General features: G+C 71.0%; 18 protein-coding genes, 1 pseudogene and 1 riboswitch. Of the genes and pseudogenes, 8 read left to right on the forward strand and 11 right to left on the reverse strand.

From position 1 onward, the window contains the following. Positions 1-115: 115 nt before the first annotated feature. Positions 116-691, reverse strand: coding sequence for a TerD family protein (locus tag ACIRJP_RS35715; RefSeq protein WP_351258496.1), 576 nt, complete (start codon positions 689-691; stop codon positions 116-118). A 183-nt stretch (positions 692-874) separates the two neighbouring features. Between ACIRJP_RS35715 and arfB the strand changes: the two genes are divergently transcribed. After that, a complete protein-coding gene (gene arfB / locus ACIRJP_RS35720; RefSeq protein ID WP_266730820.1) occupies positions 875-1,309 on the forward strand; it encodes an alternative ribosome rescue aminoacyl-tRNA hydrolase ArfB in 435 nt (144 codons plus the stop codon). A gap of 77 nt (positions 1,310-1,386) precedes the next feature. On the opposite strand, the gene ACIRJP_RS35725 is transcribed toward arfB, so the two are convergent. Continuing rightward, a complete protein-coding gene (locus ACIRJP_RS35725; protein ID WP_351258498.1) occupies positions 1,387-1,893 on the reverse strand; it encodes a flavin reductase family protein in 507 nt (168 codons plus the stop codon). A gap of 349 nt (positions 1,894-2,242) precedes the next feature. Between ACIRJP_RS35725 and cdgB the strand changes: the two genes are divergently transcribed. Then, positions 2,243-3,889 carry a diguanylate cyclase CdgB gene (cdgB, locus tag ACIRJP_RS35730; RefSeq protein ID WP_404183639.1) on the forward strand — a complete coding sequence of 549 codons (1,647 nt, stop codon included), beginning with the start codon at positions 2,243-2,245 and terminating at the stop codon, positions 3,887-3,889. A 152-nt stretch (positions 3,890-4,041) separates the two neighbouring features. Further along, positions 4,042-4,992, forward strand: coding sequence for a carbohydrate-binding protein (locus ACIRJP_RS35735; protein WP_404183642.1), 951 nt, complete (start codon positions 4,042-4,044; stop codon positions 4,990-4,992). 86 nt (positions 4,993-5,078) lie between these two features. On the opposite strand, the gene ACIRJP_RS35740 is transcribed toward ACIRJP_RS35735, so the two are convergent. From ACIRJP_RS35740 to ACIRJP_RS35760, 5 genes and pseudogenes are all read right to left on the reverse strand, one after another. Then, the gene (locus tag ACIRJP_RS35740) at positions 5,079-5,930 is read right to left on the reverse strand and encodes a ketose-bisphosphate aldolase (RefSeq protein ID WP_404183645.1); all 852 of its coding nucleotides are present in this window, start codon (positions 5,928-5,930) and stop codon (positions 5,079-5,081) included. Between the two features lie 59 nt (positions 5,931-5,989). After that, positions 5,990-7,012 carry a 1-phosphofructokinase family hexose kinase gene (locus ACIRJP_RS35745; protein WP_404183648.1) on the reverse strand — a complete coding sequence of 341 codons (1,023 nt, stop codon included), beginning with the start codon at positions 7,010-7,012 and terminating at the stop codon, positions 5,990-5,992. A 170-nt stretch (positions 7,013-7,182) separates the two neighbouring features. Beyond that, the gene (nagA, locus tag ACIRJP_RS35750; protein ID WP_404183651.1) at positions 7,183-8,337 is read right to left on the reverse strand and encodes an N-acetylglucosamine-6-phosphate deacetylase; all 1,155 of its coding nucleotides are present in this window, start codon (positions 8,335-8,337) and stop codon (positions 7,183-7,185) included. Next, a complete protein-coding gene (locus tag ACIRJP_RS35755; RefSeq protein ID WP_404183653.1) occupies positions 8,337-9,269 on the reverse strand; it encodes an ROK family protein in 933 nt (310 codons plus the stop codon). Before ACIRJP_RS35755 ends, nagA begins: the two co-directional genes overlap by 1 nt. Positions 9,270-9,389: 120 nt before the next feature. Continuing rightward, a pseudogene (locus ACIRJP_RS35760) lies at positions 9,390-9,851 on the reverse strand (SIS domain-containing protein); the annotation flags it as partial. A 219-nt stretch (positions 9,852-10,070) separates the two neighbouring features. Between ACIRJP_RS35760 and ACIRJP_RS35765 the strand changes: the two are divergent. Together ACIRJP_RS35765 and ACIRJP_RS35770 are read left to right on the forward strand one after the other, a co-directional pair. After that, positions 10,071-11,291 carry an extracellular solute-binding protein gene (locus tag ACIRJP_RS35765; RefSeq protein WP_404183720.1) on the forward strand — a complete coding sequence of 407 codons (1,221 nt, stop codon included), beginning with the start codon at positions 10,071-10,073 and terminating at the stop codon, positions 11,289-11,291. A 39-nt stretch (positions 11,292-11,330) separates the two neighbouring features. Beyond that, positions 11,331-11,588, forward strand: a complete 258-nt coding sequence (locus ACIRJP_RS35770; protein ID WP_266730802.1) for a DUF3263 domain-containing protein — start codon at positions 11,331-11,333, stop codon at positions 11,586-11,588. A gap of 42 nt (positions 11,589-11,630) precedes the next feature. On the opposite strand, the gene ACIRJP_RS35775 is transcribed toward ACIRJP_RS35770, so the two are convergent. Both ACIRJP_RS35775 and ACIRJP_RS35780 read right to left on the reverse strand, forming a co-directional pair. Next, positions 11,631-12,473, reverse strand: coding sequence for a hypothetical protein (locus ACIRJP_RS35775; protein ID WP_404183656.1), 843 nt, complete (start codon positions 12,471-12,473; stop codon positions 11,631-11,633). A gap of 9 nt (positions 12,474-12,482) precedes the next feature. Beyond that, positions 12,483-12,968: a hypothetical protein gene (locus ACIRJP_RS35780; protein ID WP_404183658.1), complete on the reverse strand. Its 486-nt coding sequence runs from the start codon at positions 12,966-12,968 to the stop codon at positions 12,483-12,485. A gap of 183 nt (positions 12,969-13,151) precedes the next feature. On the opposite strand from ACIRJP_RS35780, the gene otsB reads away from it, so the two are divergent. Further along, positions 13,152-14,078: a trehalose-phosphatase gene (gene otsB / locus ACIRJP_RS35785; RefSeq protein ID WP_404183661.1), complete on the forward strand. Its 927-nt coding sequence runs from the start codon at positions 13,152-13,154 to the stop codon at positions 14,076-14,078. A gap of 43 nt (positions 14,079-14,121) precedes the next feature. Here otsB and ACIRJP_RS35790 read toward each other — a convergent pair whose 3' ends face one another. Both ACIRJP_RS35790 and ACIRJP_RS35795 read right to left on the reverse strand, forming a co-directional pair. After that, positions 14,122-15,537 carry a trehalose-6-phosphate synthase gene (locus ACIRJP_RS35790; RefSeq protein WP_404183664.1) on the reverse strand — a complete coding sequence of 472 codons (1,416 nt, stop codon included), beginning with the start codon at positions 15,535-15,537 and terminating at the stop codon, positions 14,122-14,124. 90 nt (positions 15,538-15,627) lie between these two features. Beyond that, the gene (locus ACIRJP_RS35795) at positions 15,628-16,584 is read right to left on the reverse strand and encodes a glucosyl-3-phosphoglycerate synthase (protein WP_404183723.1); all 957 of its coding nucleotides are present in this window, start codon (positions 16,582-16,584) and stop codon (positions 15,628-15,630) included. 153 nt (positions 16,585-16,737) lie between these two features. Beyond that, a riboswitch (SAM riboswitch) is annotated at positions 16,738-16,864 on the forward strand. 17 nt (positions 16,865-16,881) lie between these two features. Here ACIRJP_RS35795 and thrC point away from each other — a divergent pair. Continuing rightward, positions 16,882-18,207: a threonine synthase gene (thrC, locus tag ACIRJP_RS35800; protein ID WP_404183667.1), complete on the forward strand. Its 1,326-nt coding sequence runs from the start codon at positions 16,882-16,884 to the stop codon at positions 18,205-18,207. A gap of 30 nt (positions 18,208-18,237) precedes the next feature. After that, positions 18,238-18,516 (forward strand): MoaD/ThiS family protein, encoded by a 279-nt coding sequence (locus ACIRJP_RS35805; protein ID WP_072487929.1) that lies wholly within the window; start codon positions 18,238-18,240, stop codon positions 18,514-18,516. The last annotated feature ends 44 nt before the right edge of the window (positions 18,517-18,560 follow it).

Genomic DNA, 18,560 nt, shown 5'->3' on the forward strand with positions numbered 1-18,560 from the left:
TCCGGTGACGGTCCTCCCGGATCTCGAAGTCCATCGCATCCCCTGAGCTGGGGTGTTGCGACGACCACTAGAACTCAAGGTTGGCCTGGGGCTTTCGCGATGGGGTGCCGGTGCGTCAGAGGTTGACGCCGAAGTCCTGGGCGATGCCGCGCAGGCCGGAGGCGTAACCCTGGCCCACGGCGCGGAACTTCCACTCGGCGCCGTTGCGGTACAGCTCGCCGAAGACCATGGCGGTCTCGGTGGCGGCGTCCTCGCTCAGGTCGTAGCGGGCGATCTCGGCGCCGCCGGCCTGGTTGATGATGCGGATGAACGCGTTGCGCACCTGGCCGAAGTTCTGGCTGCGGGTCTCGGCGTCGTAGATCGAGACCGGGAAGACGATCTTGTCGACGTCGGCCGGCAGACCCGCCAGGTTGACGTTGATCTGCTCGTCGTCGCCCTCGCCCTGGCCCGTGACGTTGTCGCCGGTGTGCACGATGGTCTGGTCGGGCGTCGACTTGTTGTTGAAGAAGACGAAGTGGCCGTCCGAGACGACCTTGCCGGCCGGGTTGACCGCGATCGCCGAGGCGTCGAGGTCGAAGTCGGTGCCGGTGGTGGTGCGGACGTCCCAGCCGAGGCCGACCGTGACGGCGGTCAGGCCCGGGGCCTCCTTGGTGAGGGAGACGTTGCCGCCCTTGGACAGGCTTACAGCCATGGGAAGTCCCTTTCATCGTCGATCGCGGGCTTCGTGCCATCACGAAGCTACCGTCACAGGCCATAACGCGGGCAAGGGGTCAGGAGGTTCCTGACCCCTTTACTTTCTTTACCGAAATCCCTCGGTCGGCCGGACGGGCGGTACCGCAAAAGAAGGTGACGAACACCCCTCGGTCCGGGGAACATGGGTGCCATGTCCGGGCCCTATGTCATCCGTGGTTCGGTCTCCCTGCCGGAGGCCGAGCTCATGTGGCGTTTCTCGCGGTCCTCGGGGCCCGGCGGGCAGCACGTCAACACCAGCGACTCCCAGGTGGAGCTCCGCTTCGACCTCGCGGCGACCGAGTCGCTCCCCGAGGTGTGGAAGGAGCGGGCGCTCCAGCGCCTGGAGAGCCGGCTCGTGGGCGGGGTGCTCTCGGTGCGCGCCTCCGAGCACCGCTCCCAGTGGCGCAACCGCGAGACCGCTCTCGTACGGCTCGCCTCGCTGCTCGCCGAGGCGACGGCGCCGCCCCCGAGGCCGCGCCGCAAGACGCGCATCCCACGAGGCATCAACGAACGCCGGCTGCGCGAGAAGAAGCAGCGCGGCGAGACCAAGCGGGGCCGCTCCGGCCGCGACTGGTGACGGCCCGGGTACCTGCGGCGGCTCGGTGACCGCGACGGCCCGGATGCCTGCGCCGATGCCCGCTTCCGCCCCCGTCCTTACCCCAGCTGCCGGTACCGACCCCGGAAGTACGTCAGCGGCGACCCTTCCCCGCTCGGCAGCGCCGCGCTCAGGACCCGGCCGATCACCAGCGTGTGGTCACCGGCCACGACCCGCTGCTCGGTCCGGCACTCCAGCGTGGCCAGAGCCCCTGAGATCAACGGCGCGGCGGTGACCTCCCCTCGCTTGTAGGGGATGTCCTCGAACAGCAGCCGGTCGCTGATCCGGCCCTTCATCGCGAACCGCCCGGCGACGTGCCGCTGGCTCTCGGCGAGCACCGACACCGCCCACAGCGGCTGCTCGGACAGCAGGTCGTCCATCCGGGAGTCGTTGCGCAGGCTGACCATCACCAGGGGCGGATCCAGTGAGACCGACATGAAGGCGGTCGCAGTCATGCCGACGTCCTCGCCGCGCCCGTTCTCGTCCAGCGGCGGCTCCTGGGCGGTGATCAGCACGACGCCGGCGGCCAGCCGGGCGAGGGCGCCTCGGAACTCATCGTTGCTCACCCCCTCAGCATGGGGGATGGGCCGGGGGTGCGGGTCGGGGGTCTTCGTCTGCAACACATCGGGCACGCTAATCGCGCGGCGCGTGCCTCCGCATCGGGCCAGGGGACCAGCCCGGTCCTAGGACCCGCGCTCAGGGAGAGCCGGGATCCGCGTTCAAGGAACGTACGGAGCGGATCCGTACGGCACTCGCGACCCTTTACCATCTGTTGTGACTTGAGTCACAGAGTGCAATATTTGTTGACCCTGTGTACCGACTGCACAGCTCACTGTGATTCAGTTGCGGTGACACTGCAGTAAGTACGTCGATATGAAACCTGGAGTGCTGTCGAGGTCTCGGGGAGTGCGAGCAATGGAGGCCGAGTCGGAGCCGTACGTCCGCCTTGCGACGATGCGGCAGCTGCACCAGGCCGTCGCCGATCTCAATACGGCGCGGAGCCTGGCCGACACGCTGCAGACCGTGGCCGACGGAATCGTCAACGGTCTCGGCTACGAGCTGGCCTGTGTGAACCTGGTCCGCGCCGACGGTGACCTCGTCGTCGCCGCCTTCGCGGGCAACAGCGCGGCCGAGGCCCTGATCACCGGCCGGGTCGGCTCGCGCACCTCCTGGGAGCGCCGGCTGTCGATGGGGCGGGCCTGGGACGAGCTCCGCTTCATACCGCACACCGACGGCTGGGTCCTCCTCGACGACGACGTACCGCAGTGGCACACCGACGGGCCCGACCCCCGGTTCGAGGACGAGTGGCATCCCCAGGACCGCCTCTACGCCCCGATGTACGCGTCCGGCGGCGATGCCGATCTGCTCGGCGTCATCTCCGTGGACCGCCCGCGCAACGGCCGCCGCCCCGGTGCCTGGGGCCGCGAGGCTCTCCAGATGTACGCGTCGCAGGCCGCCATCGCGATCAGCAACGCCCGGCTGAGGGCCAACATGCAGCGGGCGCTCGTCCGGCTCGAACGGGAGCAGCAGGCGCTGCGGGCCAGCGAGGAGTCCTTCCGCCAGGCCTTCGAGTACGCCCCGAGCGGCATGGCCATCGCCGAGATGGGCGGCGACCAGCACGGCAGGCTGCTGCGCACCAACGACGCGCTGTGCCGGCTGCTCGGCCGGCCCGCGTCCGTTCTGCGCCGCTACTCCTTCGCCGACCTCGTCCACCCCGAGGACATCGGCACGCTGCTGCGCACCTCCGCCGAGGGCGGGCGCGCCGAGCTGCGGCTCGGGCGGCGGGACGGCACCTACCTCTGGGTCTCGCTGCGCAACTCCGTCGTCGCCGACACCGCGGACGGCCCGCGCTTCCTGCTCACCCACGTCGAGGACATAGAGGAGCGCAAGCGCCACGAGCTGCATCTGGCGCACCGCGCCTCGCACGACGCGCTCACCGGCCTGCCCAACAGCGCCGAACTGCGCTCGCGGCTGAGCGCCCGGCTCTGCGAACGCCCGGACTCCACGGCCACCACCCCGGTGGAGGCGCTGGACGCGGCCTACGGCGACGTCGACGACCCGGACGCGCGGATGGCGCACGGCTACGAGGTGGACCCGGCGCCCGGCGGCCCGTACGACCACCATGTGCACTGTGTCGCACCCGATACCGAGCACGACGACGGGGCGAAGGGGCTCGCGGTCCTCTTCTGCGACCTCGACGGCTTCAAGTCGATCAACGACCGCTTCGGCCACCACACCGGTGACGCCGTGCTGATCGAGGTCGCCCGCCGGCTCACCACCTGTGTCCGCGACGGCGACACCGTGGCCCGGCTCGGGGGTGACGAATTCGTCGTCCTGGCCGACGGGCTCGGCAACGCGGACGCCGCGGACCTGGCGGTACGCCTCCGTAACGCCATCATTCCGCCGATCCGGGTCGACGGCCGGGCGGTGCGCGTGGGGGCGAGCTTCGGCATCGGCTGGGCCACCTGCGGCATGACCGCCGAAGAGGTGCTGCGCTCCGCCGACCAGCGGATGTACGTGGAGAAGCGGTCGCGGTCGAAGGTTCACCGCAGGGCCGGCTGACGTTCACGGGGGCGCGGTCCTCGTGCTCCGCCGCACTTCCGGTACGGCCGACGGCAATTCTCGGTGCCGTTCGTTCGGGGTAGGCTCGGCCGGTCGGCCACGGCTGGCGATATCCGGCGACGGCTGGCGACATGGTGAGGAGTGACCCAGGGATGACGGCCGGCAACAACGGCGCAAACAAGCCCGAGGACGACGATCCGTTCGGCTATCTGTACGAGGACGGACAGGCGGCGGGTGCCCAGCCGCCGCGGCAGGGCGGCTACGGCTACCCGGGACCGGCGGCCCCGCAGCCGGGTGTGCCCCGGACCTCGTACAACCAGGTGCGCACCGTCGGCGAGCGCCAGTACGGCCAGCAGGTGCCGCAGCAGCAGGTGTACGGCCAGCCGAACGCGCAGTACGCCGCCCCCGAGACGTACCCCGGCGCCTCCACCGCGCAGGTTCCGCAGCAGGGCGGCCGCGGCCGGTCCGGCGGCTCCAGTGGCGGGCCGAACACCAAGGGCCTGCTGATCGCCGCGGTCGCGGTGGTGCTGGTGGTGCTCATCGGGATCGGAGCCGCGCTGCTCACCGGTGACCCGGACAAGGACAAGAAGAAGGACGAGGCCACTTCCTCGGCGGGCCCCGGCAGCCAGGTCGATGAGTCCCCGAAGCCCCAGCAGTCGCCGAGCTCCGAGGCCCCGGTCGAGCTCCCCGAGCAGGACGCGGCGACGCTGAAGCTCGGCGGCACGGCCCAGCTGGACAACACGGTCAAGGGTGCCGAGAGCTCCAACGGCCAGTACATCAACCTCAACGAGGTCGGCAGGTCCGCGACCTGGTCGGTCGAGGTGCCGAAAGCCGGCCCGTACACGCTGTTCGTGACGTACGGAGTGCCGGGCAAGGACGCCAAGACGTCCCTCACCGTCAACTCCGAGGCCCCCCGCGGCATCAACATGAAGAACTACGCGAACGCCCCCGAGGGTGATCTGGAGAAGGGCTGGACGAACACGTTCGCCTACGTCAATCTCAACAAGGGTGCGAACACCCTGATGATCTCCTGCAACGAGGGCGACCAGTGCGACGCCAATCTGGACCAGCTGTCGCTGAAGGCCGGTCACGTGAAGCGCTGAGTGTGTGACGAGAACGGTCCGGCCCCCATCGCCCGAGCGAGGCGATGGGGGCCGGACCGTTTTTCGACTGCGTGTCGCCCGGCCGGTCAGCCCATCAGGGCCAGGAAGCCGGCCACCGTCGCGGCCATCGCCTCGCGCCCCGGGGCGATGTACTTCCGCGGGTCGACACCCGTGGTGTTCTCGGCCAGGTACGCCCGTACCGCACCGGTGAACGCGGTGTTCAGCGCCGTGCCCACGTTGATCTTGACCATGCCGGAGGCGGCGACGGCCCGGCGGATCTCCTCGTCCGGGACGCCGCTGGAGCCGTGCAGCACCAGCGGGACCGGGACGGCGTCGCGGAGCCGGCCGATCAGCTCGTGGTCCAGGGCGGCGGTGCGCTCGGTCATGGCGTGCGAGGAGCCGACCGCGACGGCCAGGGCGTCCACCCCGGTGTCGCGGACGTACGCGGCGGCCTCGGCCGGTTCGGTACGGACGCCGGGGGCGTGGGCGTCGAGCGGGGCCTCGCCCTCCTTGCCACCGACCTTGCCGAGCTCGGCCTCGATCCAGATGCCGTGCTCGTGGCCCCAGGCCACCGCGGCGGCCGTGGCCCGCACGTTCTCCTCGTACGGCAGCTTGGAGGCGTCGAACATGACGGAGCCGAAGCCCTCCGTGTGTGCCTGGTGCAGCAGCTCCACGGACTCGACGTGGTCGAGGTGGAGGGCGAGCGGAGCGCCGGAGGTGCGGGCGACGGCGGCGGCCGCGGCGGCGATCGCGGAGAGCCGTCCGCCGTGGAACTTCACGGCGTTCTCGGAGATCTGGAGGATGGCGGGGGCGCCGGCGCGCTCCGCGCCGGCCGCGATGGCCTCCGCGTGCTCCAGCGTGATGACATTGAAGGCGGCGATCCCGCGTCCCTCGGCCTGGGCGGCGGAGACGAGTTCACCGGTGCTGACGAGCGGCATGCTGACCTCTTGCTACTTCTTTCGAACCAGCGGTCGGGCCGGTTCGGGACGGGCGCGGCCTATCGGGCCGCCGGTGTGTGTTCCTCGACTCCGACGCGCGGCAGCAGTTCCTCGTAGGCCGCGCGGTCGAAATCACCGGCTGTCGGGGAGAGCACGGTCGCCGTCGACAGTGCCACCGCCCGCCGCAGCCGGTCCGGCCAGCTCAGCCCCTCGACGAGTCCGGAGAGCAGCCCGGCCACCGCGGAGTCGCCCGCGCCGGTCGGATTGCCCAGGACCCTGGCGGGCGGCGCTGCCTGCCAGATTCCGTCGGGGGTGACCGCCAGCATGCCGTCCGGGCCCAACGAGGCGACGACCCCGTGCGCGCCGCGGCGGCGGGCGTCGCGGGTGGCGCGCAGCGGTTCCCGGGAGCCGGTGAGCTGGGCGAGCTCGTCGGCGTTCGGCTTGATCAGGTCGGGGCGGGCGGCGATGCCGCGTCGCAGCGGTTCGCCGCTGGTGTCCAGCAGCACGGGGACACCGGCGGCGCGGGCCGCACGCACCAGTTCGGCGTAGGCGCCGACGTGGATGCCGGGCGGCAGGCTGCCGCAGAGCGCGACGGCGTCGGCCCCGGCGAGGAGCTCCTCGTACCGACCGAGGAGGGCGGTCCACTCGTCGGCGGTGACGAGCGGTCCGGGTTCGTTGAGCTGGGTGGTGTCGCCGGTGGCCCGGTCCACGACGGCGATGGTGCGGCGGGTGTTCCCGGCGACGGTGACGAGAGCGTCGGTGATCGGTGCGGGGGCGATGGATGCGGGGGTGGTCGGCACGGGGGTGGTGCCGGGGGCTTCAGGCCCGGGGGCTCCGGGGCCGGGTGCGTCCGTGGCGGGCAGGCCGGCCAGCAGTTCGCGGAGCACCGCCCCGGTGGAGCCTCCGGCGAAGCCGGTGACCACCGTCGCGTGGCCGAGTGCGGAGAGCACCCGGGCCACGTTCAGTCCCTTGCCGCCGGGTCGCTCGGACATCTCGCTGACGCGGTGACTGGCGTGCGGGACGAGTTCCGGGACGCCGTACGTCAGGTCGAGTGCCGTATTCAGTGTGACCGTGAGGATCACCGCGGCCGCTCCCTCGATCCCTGCTCCGAAGCGCGAGACCTTGGATGGAATGCGCTTTCTCCAGCTGTTTTCCAGGCGATCATGCCAAAGAGGTGGCGGTCGGCCCAGAGCTGTGGACCAACCGCCGTCTCTTCGTTACTTATTCGACCGGTCGTCAATATTGGGACGGATCAGCCGATTTGAGGCTCCTTGATCCATTCGCCCTTGCGCATGACGCCCTTGAGCCCGAAGTCCGCGTCCAGGACCACCAGGTCGGCGTCCTTGCCCGGTTCCAGCGAGCCGACCTTGTCGTACACGCCGAGCAGCCGGGCCGGGTTGGCGGAGATGGACTGCACGACGTCACCGACCGGGATCCGGTCGATGGTCACGGCCCGGTGGAAGGCGGTGTCCAGCGTGAGCGTGGAGCCGGCGATCGATCCGCCCTCGACCAGCCGTGCGACGCCGTCCTCGACCTCGACCGCGAGCGGGCCCAGCTGGTAGAGGCCGTCGCCGAAGCCGGCCGCGTCCATGGCGTCGGTGATCAGCGCGACGCGGTGGGCGCCCGCGTGGTGGTAGGCCAGCTCCAGGGCCGCGGGGTGCAGGTGGGTGCCGTCGTTGATCAGCTCGACGGTGATCCGCTCGTCCTCCAGCAGCGCCGCGATCGGGCCTGGCTCGCGGTGGGCGAGCGGCGGCATCGCGTTGAAGAGGTGCGTGGCGACGGTGGCGCCCGCGTCGATCGCCTCGACGGTCTGCTCGTACGTGGCGTCGGTGTGTCCGATCGCGGCGATGACGCCGTGCTCGGCGAGCAGCCGCACCGAGTCGATGCCGCCCGGCAGTTCGGTGGCGAGCGTGAACATCTTCGCGGTGCCGCGCGCCGCGTCCATCAGCTTGCGGACCTCGGCCGGGTCCGGGTCGCGCAGCAGCTCCTCGCTGTGCGCGCCCTTGCGGCACGGCGAGATGAACGGTCCCTCGAAGTGGATGCCGGCCAGGTCGCCCTGCTCCACCAGCTCGGACAGGACGCCTGCCCGGTGGGCGAGGAAGTCCATCTCGCCGGTGACCGTGGAGGCGACCAGCGTGGTGGTGCCGTGCTCGCGGTGGGTCCGGATGCCGGTGAGGACCTCGTCCACGGTGCCTGAGGTGAAGGACGCGCCGCCACCGCCGTGGTTGTGCATGTCGACGAAGCCGGGGACCACCCAGTGGCCGCTCAGGTCGAGGGTCCGGGCGTCCTCGGTCGCGCTGCCCGCGATCCGGGTGCCTTCGACGATCACCCGGCCGTTCTCGACCGTCCCGGTGGGGAGCACCACCCGGGCGCCTGCGAGAACTGTGCTGTCTGCGCGTCCGGCCATCAGGCGGATACCTCCGTGGAGAGAAGATCCCAGGCGAGCAGCCCTGCGCCCAGGCATCCGGCGGTGTCCCCGAGGGCCGCCGGGACGATGTGGGGCAGCTTCTGGAACGTGACGCGTTCCTCGACGGCCGCACGGAGTGGTGTGAACAAGGTTTCCCCTGCCTCGGCGAGACCGCCACCGATGACGAGCGTGCTCGGGTCGAGCAGCGTCAGTGCGGTGACCAGCCCGGCGGCGAGCGCGTCCACGGCGTTCCGCCAGACCTCCAGCGCCGCCGGGTCGCCGGACTCGACGGCCTTCGCGCAGTCCGCCGCGTCCGCCTCGGGGTCGCCGGACGCGGCGGCCCAGGCGCGGCTGACGGCGGAGGCGGAGGCCAGGGTCTCCAGACAGCCGCGCTGTCCGCAGCCGCAGTCCGGCCCGTCCGGCCGGACCACGATGTGCCCGATCTCGCCCGCGTACCCGTGCGCGCCCGCCTCGATCGTGCCCGCGATGCCGATGGCCCCGGCGATGCCGGTGCCCAGCGGTACGAAGAGGAAGCGGTCGGCGCCCTTGCCCGCGCCGATCCGGCCCTCGGCGAGCCCGCCGGAGCGTACGTCGTGGCCGAGCGCGACGGGGACGCCGCCGAGCCGCTCGCCGAGCAACTGCCGCATGGGCACGTCGCGCCAGCCCAGGTTCGCGGCGTAGACGGCGACCCCGTTCTCGGCGTCGACGATGCCGGGCACGACGACGCCGGCCGCGACCGCGCTCTCGCCGAGGTGCTCCTCGCCGTACGCCCGCAGATCGGCGGCGAAGGCGAGGATCGATTCCACGACGGCTTCGGCGCCGCGCTCTCTGCCGGTGGCCCGCCGCGCCTCGTGCAGCAGGGTGCCGTCGGCCCCGACCAGTGCGGCCTTCATTCCGGTGCCGCCCACATCGAGGGCGATGACGTGTTTCACGGGAAACAGTTTCGCCCGAGGAATGAAAAAGGTCTAGTCCACTATCCCGGTTTGTTGCGGATACATACAAAATCGTGGCCAAGATCGCGCGGCAGAAGACCCGGGCCTTTCCGGTCGGTCTCAGGAGGAAAGGATCACGCTGCGTGAGAGGTTGCGCGGCCGGTCGGGGCCGTACCCCTTCGACTCCGCCAGCTCCACCGCGAGCCGCTGCACCCGGATCAGATCCGCTATCGGATCCGCCGTGGCGTGCGCGACCAGCGTGCCGCCCACCCGTGCCACATCCCCGGCCAGCCCCTCCGGCAACCGGCCGAACACCCACGCCACCCGGTGCGGCCCGGTGATCGAGATCGGGCCGTGGCGGTACTCCATCGCCGGGTACGACTCCGTCCAGGCACCCGCCGCCTCGCGCATCTTCAGCCCGGCCTCCTGTGCCAGCCGGTAGGTCCAGCCGCGCCCCAGGAACATCCACTGCTCGGCCGCGACCACCGCCTCGTCCAGCGGCTCCGTCACCGCCAGCTCCGCGTCCACCGCGGCAGCGGCCACCGTCTTCACCCCGGCCGGCAGGGGGCCCGACGCCTCCAGGCAGTTCCCAGGCCGGATACGACCGGGTGCCGGCCCGGTTACGTTGCGAAAGCGATATCGCTCTGGTGTAGACCATCGGCAACGGCCTGGGGGAGGATCGCAACTCGTCCGGAGCGCCCCACGACGGAGTGGCCGGCACGGACGACGCCATGGACGAGGACGGACTGGGCTGTGCAGCTGCGCCACCGGGTACTGATCGCGGCAGTGACCGCGCTGGGCATGACAGCGACGTTGTCGGGTTGCGGCAGCATGGGCGGCGGCCCGGAGGACATCACCCTCGAGCTCGTAGCGGCCGACTACGGCACCGGCCCGGCCAACAGCTCCGAGAAGTACTGGAACAGGCTGGTCAAGGGCTTCGAGGCCACCCACCCCGGCATCAGGGTCGACGTCACCGTCCATTCGTGGAAGAAGGTCGACCGAGAGGTCGCCGCGATGGTGAAGAAGGGGCAGGCCCCCGACATCGCCCAGATCGGCGCGTACGCCGACTACGCCAAGGCCGACAAGCTCTACCGGGCCGACCAGATGCTCTCCATCCGCACCCAGGCCAACTTCCTGCCGTCCCTCGCCGAGGCGGGCAGCGTGGACCGCACCCAGTACGGGCTGCCGTTCGTCGCCAGTACCCGGCTGCTCTTCTACAACAAGCAGCTCTTCGCGCAGGCGGGCCTCGACGCCCCGAAGACCTGGGACGACATACGCGACGACGCGACGGTGCTCAGGCAGCGCGGGGTGGCCTACCCGTACGCGCTGCCGCTCGGCCCGGAGGAACCGCAGGCCGAGACAGCGATGTGGCTGCTCGGCGGGGGCGGCGGCTTCACCGACGACAGCGGCTCGTACGCGATCGACTCGGCCGAGAACATCCGGACTTTCGACTGGCTGAAATCGAACCTGGTCGACAAGGGCCTCGTCGGCCCCGTCGCCCCCGGGAAGCTCGACCGCCAGAAGGCGTTCGACGCGTTCACCGACGGCAAGGTCGGCATGCTGAACGGCCATCCCACGCTGATGCGGGAGGCCGGGCGGAAGGGTGTCTCCGTCGGCATGGTGCCGCTGCCCGGCATCGACGGCCCGAGCAAGAGCTCGCTGGGCGTGGCCGACTGGATCATGGGCTTCAAGCAGAACGGTCACAGGGTGCCGCTGGGCAAGTTCTTCGACTACATGTTCAGCGACAAGAACGTCATCGACTTCGCCGACGAGTACGACCTGCTGCCGGTCACCGACAGCGCCTCCGCGGCGATGGAGACCGACGCCAGGTTCAAGCCGCTGTGGAAGTTCCTGGCCGCGCTGCCGGACTCGCAGTTCTACCCGTTCGGCAAGACGTCCTGGGCCCGGTCCAGGGAGTCGATCAAGGAGAACATCGGCAAGGCGGTCGCACCCGGCGGCAGCCCCGAGAGCGTGCTGGGGAAGATCGCACGCGACTCGGCGGCGGCGGAGCGCACCAAGTAGCGGGTGGCGGCCCTCCGGACGGGCGATATGTTGGCTGATATGACCGCCCCCACGCATGGCCCCGACGACACGGACGGCCTCTCCGACCGGGACCGTGCCGTGCTCGCAGTGGAACGGCAGTCATGGTCCGGCCCCGGAGCGAAGGAGCGGGCGATCCGCGAACAGCTGGGCATCTCGCCCACGCGCTACTACCAACTCCTGAACGCCCTGCTGGACGACCGCCGCGCACTGGAGGAGGACCCGGTCACGGTGAACCGCCTGCGCCGGGTGCGGGACGCGAAACGCGAACGGCGCTGAGGCCGAAGTACGCGGCGGGGTGGCGCTGGGACCGGCGTCCGCTCAGTAAGAGACGGTGATCAGGACGGGCTCCGCGGTGCCGGTGGCACGGAGCGCCTCGACGAAGACCTCCGTGGTCCAGGCCGCCGCGTCCAGGGACCACACAGGCACCCGGCAGCGGAAGGCCAGGGCCCGGCGCATCCCTTCGGTCTGCACCTTCCCGGTCGGTGACCGGGACAGACCCGTGAGGTTCACGGCGGTGCTCTCCGGTTCGACGGTCATCCGGCCGTAGGCGCACGCCAGCGCCTCCTCGCGGACGCGCCCGCCCCGGCCCGGCAGCCCCGCATCGCGGCCCGACACGGTCACGGTGATGTCCCTGGCCGCGCCCGGATCGGCCAGCTCGTACCAATGCGCGGCGTACAGCAGAGCGGCGGCGGGATCCGGCGCCAGATGCACCGGCGCCACGGTGTGCACTCCGGTGACCCGGACATCGCCCACTTGCCGCAGCACATCGCCGAGGACCGTCGCCACCGGCAGCACGGGCAGTCGCTGCCGGTTCAGGCAGGAGGCGACGTCCACCTGGAGCCAGCCGATCTCCCGGACGCGCCCGTCCTGCGTCCAGTCCTCCCCCGCGTCGTTGTGCCCCCACCGGCTTCCGCCGAGCTCCATGCCGGCGCCCAACAGGGTGCTGCTCCACCCGTAGGCCTCGGCCCGGCTCACCGCCAGGCCGAAGACGTCGACGTCTTCGGCTTCCGAGGCGTCCTCGGCCACGGCGGAACCGGAATCCGAGGGGTCCTCGGGTGGGCCGGACGCCGAAGCGCTCTCGGGCGGCGTGAGCCAGGGATGCCGGGTGAGGACTCCGTGCACGCCCATGAGCAGGGTCGCGTCCCGCACCACATCACCCATTGCCTCTCCCTACACACCCGCGCCGCAGTTGAAGGTCATCGTGGCAGTGACGGCCTTCTCCGGGGAGTCGGCCTCGCCGATGACGTCCACGTCGATCAGGCTCCGCCACTGCGTCTTCTTCCGGCCCTCGCACGTCTTACGGGCGTTGGCCCGATGGGTGCTGCTCGCCCTGCCCTTGGTCGGCTTCACCTTCTTCGACCCGCTGGCCACGGACTTCCACTTGCCGTGCCGGTCCTTCGCCTGAAGCCAGATGGTGACCTTGGCCTTCTCGCCGGGCTTCCCTCCCCTCACCCGCACCCACCAGCCGTGTCCGGACGCCGTCGCCGGGGGCGTACTGGAGACGTGGACGTGGTCGCCGTTGGTGTAGAAGAGGCCGGCGTCCGCCGCGTGCCGGGCTTTCGGCCCGGCCGGCCGGGCCTGAGCCGGGGCGGGGGAGAGGGAGGAACCCGCGAGGAGAGCCGCCAGTACCGTGGAAAGGACAAGAGACCTGCGCATCAGGGCCGCTCCCGATCGTGGGGGACTGGTCGCCCTGATCGCTGTCCGCACCCCACGGGCACCACACGCCAGGCCGGTGCCGTTCATTCGTTCGATACCTCATGCTCGCGGGGCGGTCGGCTGTGCCTCGCCCGTCACGCCGCAGGAGAGCCGGCTCCGGGCCCGCCGCTATAGGCTCGCCCCATGGGCAGCAACCCGGAAGCACCCGCACCCGAACCCGCCCCCACACACGCATCCGCGCAGGTGCCCGCACCCGCGTCGAGCGAAACCCCGTCCGAGCTCCCGACCCCCGCCGGCCGACCCGGCCGCGAGGCCCTCGCCGCGATCCTCGCGCGCCCCGACCGCGCCGTCATCGCGCTCGATTTCGACGGCACCCTCGCCGACATCGTCCCGGACCCGGAACAGGCCCGCGCCCACCCCGGCGCCGTCGAGGCCCTCGCCGCGCTCGCCCCGAAAGTGGCCTCCATCGCCGTGATCACCGGCCGCCCGGCCGGCGTCGCGGTCCGCCACGGCGGCTTCGCCGGAGTCCCGGGCCTCGACCACCTCGTCGTCCTCGGCCACTACGGCGCCGAACGCTGGGACGCGGTGTCCGGCACCGTCCACGCCCCCGCCCCGCACCCCGGCATCGCCTCGGTCCGCGCCGAACTGCCCGGCGTGCTCGACCGGTCCGGCTCCTGGCACGGCACGTGGATAGAGGAGAAGGGCCGGGCGATCGCCGTACATACCCGCCGGGCCGCCGACCCGCAGGCCGCGTTCGAGGCGCTGGGCGGCCCGCTCGGCGAACTCGCCGCCCGGCACGGACTGATCGTCGAGCCGGGCCGGCTGGTCCTGGAGCTGCGCCCGCCGGGCATGGACAAGGGCGTGGCGCTCGCCCAGTACGTACGGGAGACGGACGCCGAGTCGGTGCTGTACGCGGGCGACGACCTCGGCGACCTCGCCGCGTACTCGGCGGTGGAGAAGCTCCGCACCGAGGGTCCCGACGGCATCCCCGGCCTGCTGGTGTGCAGCGGCAGCGCGGAGGTGCCCGAACTGGCCGAGCGGGCCGATCTGCTGCTGGCCGGACCGGGCGACGTGGTCGCCTTCCTGGCGACACTGGCCCAGCAGCTCTGAGCGCCCCGACGGATCCGACCGGACCCGGCCGCCCCGGACGCTGTCAGCCCCGCCGCAACGCGTCCAGCTGGTCCAGGAACCACTGCTGCGGCGGCAGCGCGACCGCCGCCGCGGCCAGGCGTTCCGTACGCGCGGCCCGTTCGTCCTCCGCCATGGTCAGCGCCTCGTGCAGCGCCGCCGCCGTAGCGGAGACGTCGTACGGATTCACCACCACCGCGTCGCTGCCCAGCTCCTCGTACGCTCCCGCCTCCCGCGACAGCACCAGCGCGCAGCCGTGGTCGGAGACGACCGGGATCTCCTTGGCGACCAGGTTCATGCCGTCACGGATCGGGTTGACGAGCGCCACGTCGGCCAGCCGGTACGCGGCGAGCGAGCGGGCGAAGTCGTCCTTGACGTGCAGGACCACCGGAGTCCAGCCCTCCGTGCCGTGCACGGCGTTGATGTCGTCGGCGAGCCGCTGCACTTCGGCCGTGTAGTCCCGGTACACCGCCAGGTCCTGCCGCGAGGGGTAGGCGAAAGCGACATGGACGACGCGTTCGTGCCACTCGGGCCGCTCGTCCAGGAGTGCGCGGTACGCGAGCAGGCCGCGCACGATGTTCTTGGACAGTTCCGTGCGGTCCACCCGCACGATCGTCCTCCGGCCGGGGCCGGTCTGCTCGCGCAGCGCCGCCATCCGCTCGTCCACATCCGCCTCGTGGGCGCGGCGGCGCAGGAAGTCCGCGTCCGCGCCGAGCCCGTGCACCCCGATCCTGGTATGCCCGGTGCCGCCCAGGATCTGGGTGCAGCAGCCGATGAACGCGTCCGCCCAGCGCCGGGTCAGGAACGCCGCCCGGTCCGCGCCGAGGATGCCGTGCAGCAACTGCTCGGCGATGTCGTCGGGGAGCAGCCGGAAGTAGTCGACGGGCGCCCACGGGGTGTGCGAGAAGTGGCCGATCCGCAGGTCGGAGCGGAGCGCGCGGAGCATGCCCGGCACCAGCGCCAGGTGGTAGTCCTGCACCAGCACCGCCGCACCCTGCCCCGCCTCCTCGGCGAGCGCTTCGGCGAAGGCCCGGTTGTAGGTCTCGAACGATGCCCACTGCCGCCGGAACTCCGCGTCGAAGACCGGCTCCAGCGGCGTCTGGTACAGCATGTGGTGCACGAACCAGAGCACCGAGTTCGCGATCCCGTTGTACGCGTCGGCGTGCACCCGCGCGTCGATGTCGAGCATCCGTACGCCCTGCTCGGTGACCCCGCGCCGGACCGCCTCCCGGTCCCCGTCACCGAGCGCGGCGCACACCCACAGCTTGTCGTCCACGGCGCTCAGCCCGGAGACGAGACCGCCGCCGCCCCGTTTCGCGTCGAGCGATCCGTCCACGCCCAGGGTGTACGAGACCGGGCCGCGATTGGACGCGACGAGGACCTGGGCATCGGACCGGACGCCGGACCGGGCAGCGGGCTGGGCATCGTGCTCGGAGACCATGTTGCGGAATCTAGCCCGATCACGAACCGCCCAAACGTGCGAAGTCAGACCACATCAGGCCACGTGGCCGGACCACGTGGCCGGACCGCATCAGGCCGCGCGGCGCGAAACGTACTCCTCGATCTCACACATCGGCGGCCGCTCCTCGGTGTCCACGGCATGGGTGCGTGGCACGAAGCCGTTCTCGCCGCGTTCGAACTGGGTGAGCGCCGGGCGGGTCAGGTGGCCGCGGGAGAGCCGCAGCTGCGCGGTCCGGTAGATCGCCGCCGCCATCCGGCCGAGCGCCTGCCCGTCCTGGTGCCGGTGCTTGCGCACCCCCACATCGACCTGGGCCAGCGCGTCCAGCCCCACCGTGTGCAGCGCGTCGACCAGGAGGCCCAGTTCCACGCCGTAGCCGACGGGGAAGGGCAGCCGTTCGAGCAGCGAGCGGCGTACGGCGTATTCACCGCCCAGCGGCTGCACGAAACCGGCCAGTTGCGGCCAGTGCAGATTGAGCAGGGGGCGGGCCACGAGTTCGGTCACCCGGCCGCCCTGCCCCGCCGTGTCACCGAACGGGCGGTCGTACATCGCCTTCACGAACTGCACGTCCGGGTCGGTCAGCAGCGGGCCGACGATGCCGGAGACGAAGTCCGCCGAGAAGTCCTTCAGGTCGGCGTCGATGAAGCAGACGATGTCGCCACCGGTCACCAGGAGCGACCGCCACAGCACCTCGCCCTTGCCGGGCACGGCCGGTATCCGGGGAAGTATCGCGTCGCGGTGCACGACCCGGGCACCGGCCTCCCGGGCCACCTCCGCGGTGGCGTCGATGGACCCGGAATCGATCACCACGAGCTCGTCGACCAGCCGGACCTTCTCCATCAGCTCGCGCCGGATCGTCGCGACGATCTCGCCGACCGTCGCCTCCTCGTTCAGTGCCGGCAGTACGACACTGACGCTCCCGCGGCTCGATTCCCCGGCCCTGGCCCTGGCGGCCAGCAGGCTGTCCAGCGGGCGGTCGGCGGCCGACCAGGAACGCCTGGCCAGCCAGCATTCGACCTCTTCCAGCACGGTCGATACTCCCTGTATGTGATCCATCTCGCGGTTCGGACGACTATCTCAAGAGTCCGGTGCTTCGGTTACAGTCTTGAACAACGCGGACGACCATCGCATGCCGGGGTACGTCCGCCGATAAATGCCCGGATCGAAGATCCGGTGCCACAGCGCTCATCCAGAGGGACTGAGGGAACGGCCCGTTGAAGTCCCGGCAACCCCCCCACCGACCGTGAGGTCCGGTGAGGAAGGTGCCAATTCCGTCTCGTGGCGAAACGCGCCGCGAGGAAGATGAGGAGAAAGGGCCTCGCCACCATGGCTGCGCAGACCGTTGCAGTAAGCACCGATTCTTCCGTCGACGCCGAAGCCGTCAACGCTGAATCCGTCGACCTCGGCCCCGCCTCAGGCCTTTCCTGCCGCGAGTGCGGCGAGCGATTCGAACTCGGCCCCATTTTCGCCTGCGCGTCCTGTTTCGGGCCGCTCGAAGTCGCGTACGACCTGCCGAGCGGCTCTCCCGAGGAGCTGAAGAAGCGCATCGAGGCCGGGCCGGCCAACATCTGGCGCTACGCTCCGCTGCTGCCGGTCCCCGCCGATGTCGCCGAGAAGCCGAACCTGAACCCCGGCTGGACCAAGCTCGTCCAGGCCGACAACCTCGCCCGTGAGCTCGGCGTCGAGCAGGGCAAGCTCTTCGTCAAGGACGACTCCGGCAACCCCACGCACTCCTTCAAGGACCGCGTCGTCGCCCAGGCCATCGAGGCCGCCCGCGCCTTCGGCTTCACCACCCTGTCCTGCTCCTCCACCGGCAACCTCGCCGGTGCCGTCGGCGCCGCCGCCGCCCGGGCCGGCTTCCGCTCCTGCGTGTTCATCCCGCACGACCTGGAGCAGGGCAAGGTCGTCATGGCCGCGGTGTACGGCGGTGAACTGGTCGGCATCGAGGGCAACTACGACGACGTCAACCGCTTCTGCTCCGAGCTCATCGGCGACCCGCTCGGCGAGGGCTGGGGTTTCGTCAACGTCAACCTGCGTCCGTACTACGGCGAGGGCTCCAAGACCCTGGCGTACGAGATCTGCGAGCAGCTGGGCTGGCAGCTCCCGGACCAGCTGGTCATCCCGATCGCGTCCGGCTCGCAGTTCACGAAGATCGACAAGGGCCTCCAGGAGCTGATCAAGCTCGGCCTGGTCGAGGACAAGCCGTACAAGCTCTTCGGCGCCCAGGCCGAGGGCTGCTCGCCGGTCTCGCTCGCGTACAAGGGTGGCCACGACGTCGTCCGGCCGCAGAAGCCGAACACGATCGCCAAGTCCCTCGCCATCGGCAACCCGGCCGACGGCCCGTACGTCCTGGACATCGCCCGCCGCACCGGCGGCGCCGTGGAGGACGTGAACGACGAGCAGGTCGTCGACGCGATCAAGCTGCTGGCGCGCACCGAGGGCATCTTCGCGGAGACGGCGGGCGGCGTGACGGTCGGCGTGACGAAGAAGCTCATCAAGGCCGGTCTGATCGACCCGTCGCTGACCACCGTCGTACTCAACACGGGTGACGGCCTCAAGACCCTCGACGCGGTGGCCGAAACCTCTCAGGCGACCGCGACGATCCGTCCCAGCCTGGACGCGTTCCGCGCCGCCGGCCTCGCCACCAGCTGACCACCCGAGACTCCAGGAAGGGCACCCACCATGAGCGTCAAGGTCCGCATCCCCACCATCCTCCGCACCTACACGGGCGGCCAGGCCGAGGTCCCGGCCGAGGGCTCGACCCTCTCCCAGGTCATCGAGTCCCTGGAGCAGAACCACCCGGGCATCGCCGCCCGCGTCCTGGACGACCAGGGCAAGCTGCGCCGTTTCGTGAACGTGTACGTCAACGACGACGACGTGCGCTTTGAAGGCGGTCTGGAGACGGCCACGCCGGACGGCGCCGGTATCTCGATCATCCCGGCCGTGGCCGGCGGCTGCTGACGCCCCGTCCGACCCCACCGCGTTATCGAATTGCCCCCTCCGCT

It is taken from the genome of Streptomyces sp. NPDC102437 (assembly GCF_044765565.1).
Lineage (GTDB): Bacteria > Actinomycetota > Actinomycetes > Streptomycetales > Streptomycetaceae > Streptomyces.

Bases quoted from the DNA above. Each gene is read 5' to 3' on its own strand.
- cdgB (WP_404183639.1), top strand. From the start codon at position 2,243: ATGGAGGCCGAGTCGGAGCCGTACGTCCGCCTTGCGACGATGCGGCAG.
- nagA (WP_404183651.1), bottom strand. From the start codon at position 8,337: ATGGCCGGACGCGCAGACAGCACAGTTCTCGCAGGCGCCCGGGTGGTG.
- ACIRJP_RS35740 (WP_404183645.1), bottom strand. From the start codon at position 5,930: ATGCCGCTCGTCAGCACCGGTGAACTCGTCTCCGCCGCCCAGGCCGAG.
- otsB (WP_404183661.1), top strand. From the start codon at position 13,152: ATGGGCAGCAACCCGGAAGCACCCGCACCCGAACCCGCCCCCACACAC.
- ACIRJP_RS35790 (WP_404183664.1), bottom strand. From the start codon at position 15,537: ATGGTCTCCGAGCACGATGCCCAGCCCGCTGCCCGGTCCGGCGTCCGG.
- ACIRJP_RS35805 (WP_072487929.1), top strand. From the start codon at position 18,238: ATGAGCGTCAAGGTCCGCATCCCCACCATCCTCCGCACCTACACGGGC.
- ACIRJP_RS35765 (WP_404183720.1), top strand. From the start codon at position 10,071: ATGACAGCGACGTTGTCGGGTTGCGGCAGCATGGGCGGCGGCCCGGAG.
- ACIRJP_RS35715 (WP_351258496.1), bottom strand. From the start codon at position 691: ATGGCTGTAAGCCTGTCCAAGGGCGGCAACGTCTCCCTCACCAAGGAG.
- ACIRJP_RS35775 (WP_404183656.1), bottom strand. From the start codon at position 12,473: ATGGGTGATGTGGTGCGGGACGCGACCCTGCTCATGGGCGTGCACGGA.
- ACIRJP_RS35770 (WP_266730802.1), top strand. From the start codon at position 11,331: ATGACCGCCCCCACGCATGGCCCCGACGACACGGACGGCCTCTCCGAC.
- thrC (WP_404183667.1), top strand. From the start codon at position 16,882: ATGGCTGCGCAGACCGTTGCAGTAAGCACCGATTCTTCCGTCGACGCC.
- ACIRJP_RS35780 (WP_404183658.1), bottom strand. From the start codon at position 12,968: ATGCGCAGGTCTCTTGTCCTTTCCACGGTACTGGCGGCTCTCCTCGCG.
- ACIRJP_RS35735 (WP_404183642.1), top strand. From the start codon at position 4,042: ATGACGGCCGGCAACAACGGCGCAAACAAGCCCGAGGACGACGATCCG.
- arfB (WP_266730820.1), top strand. From the start codon at position 875: ATGGGTGCCATGTCCGGGCCCTATGTCATCCGTGGTTCGGTCTCCCTG.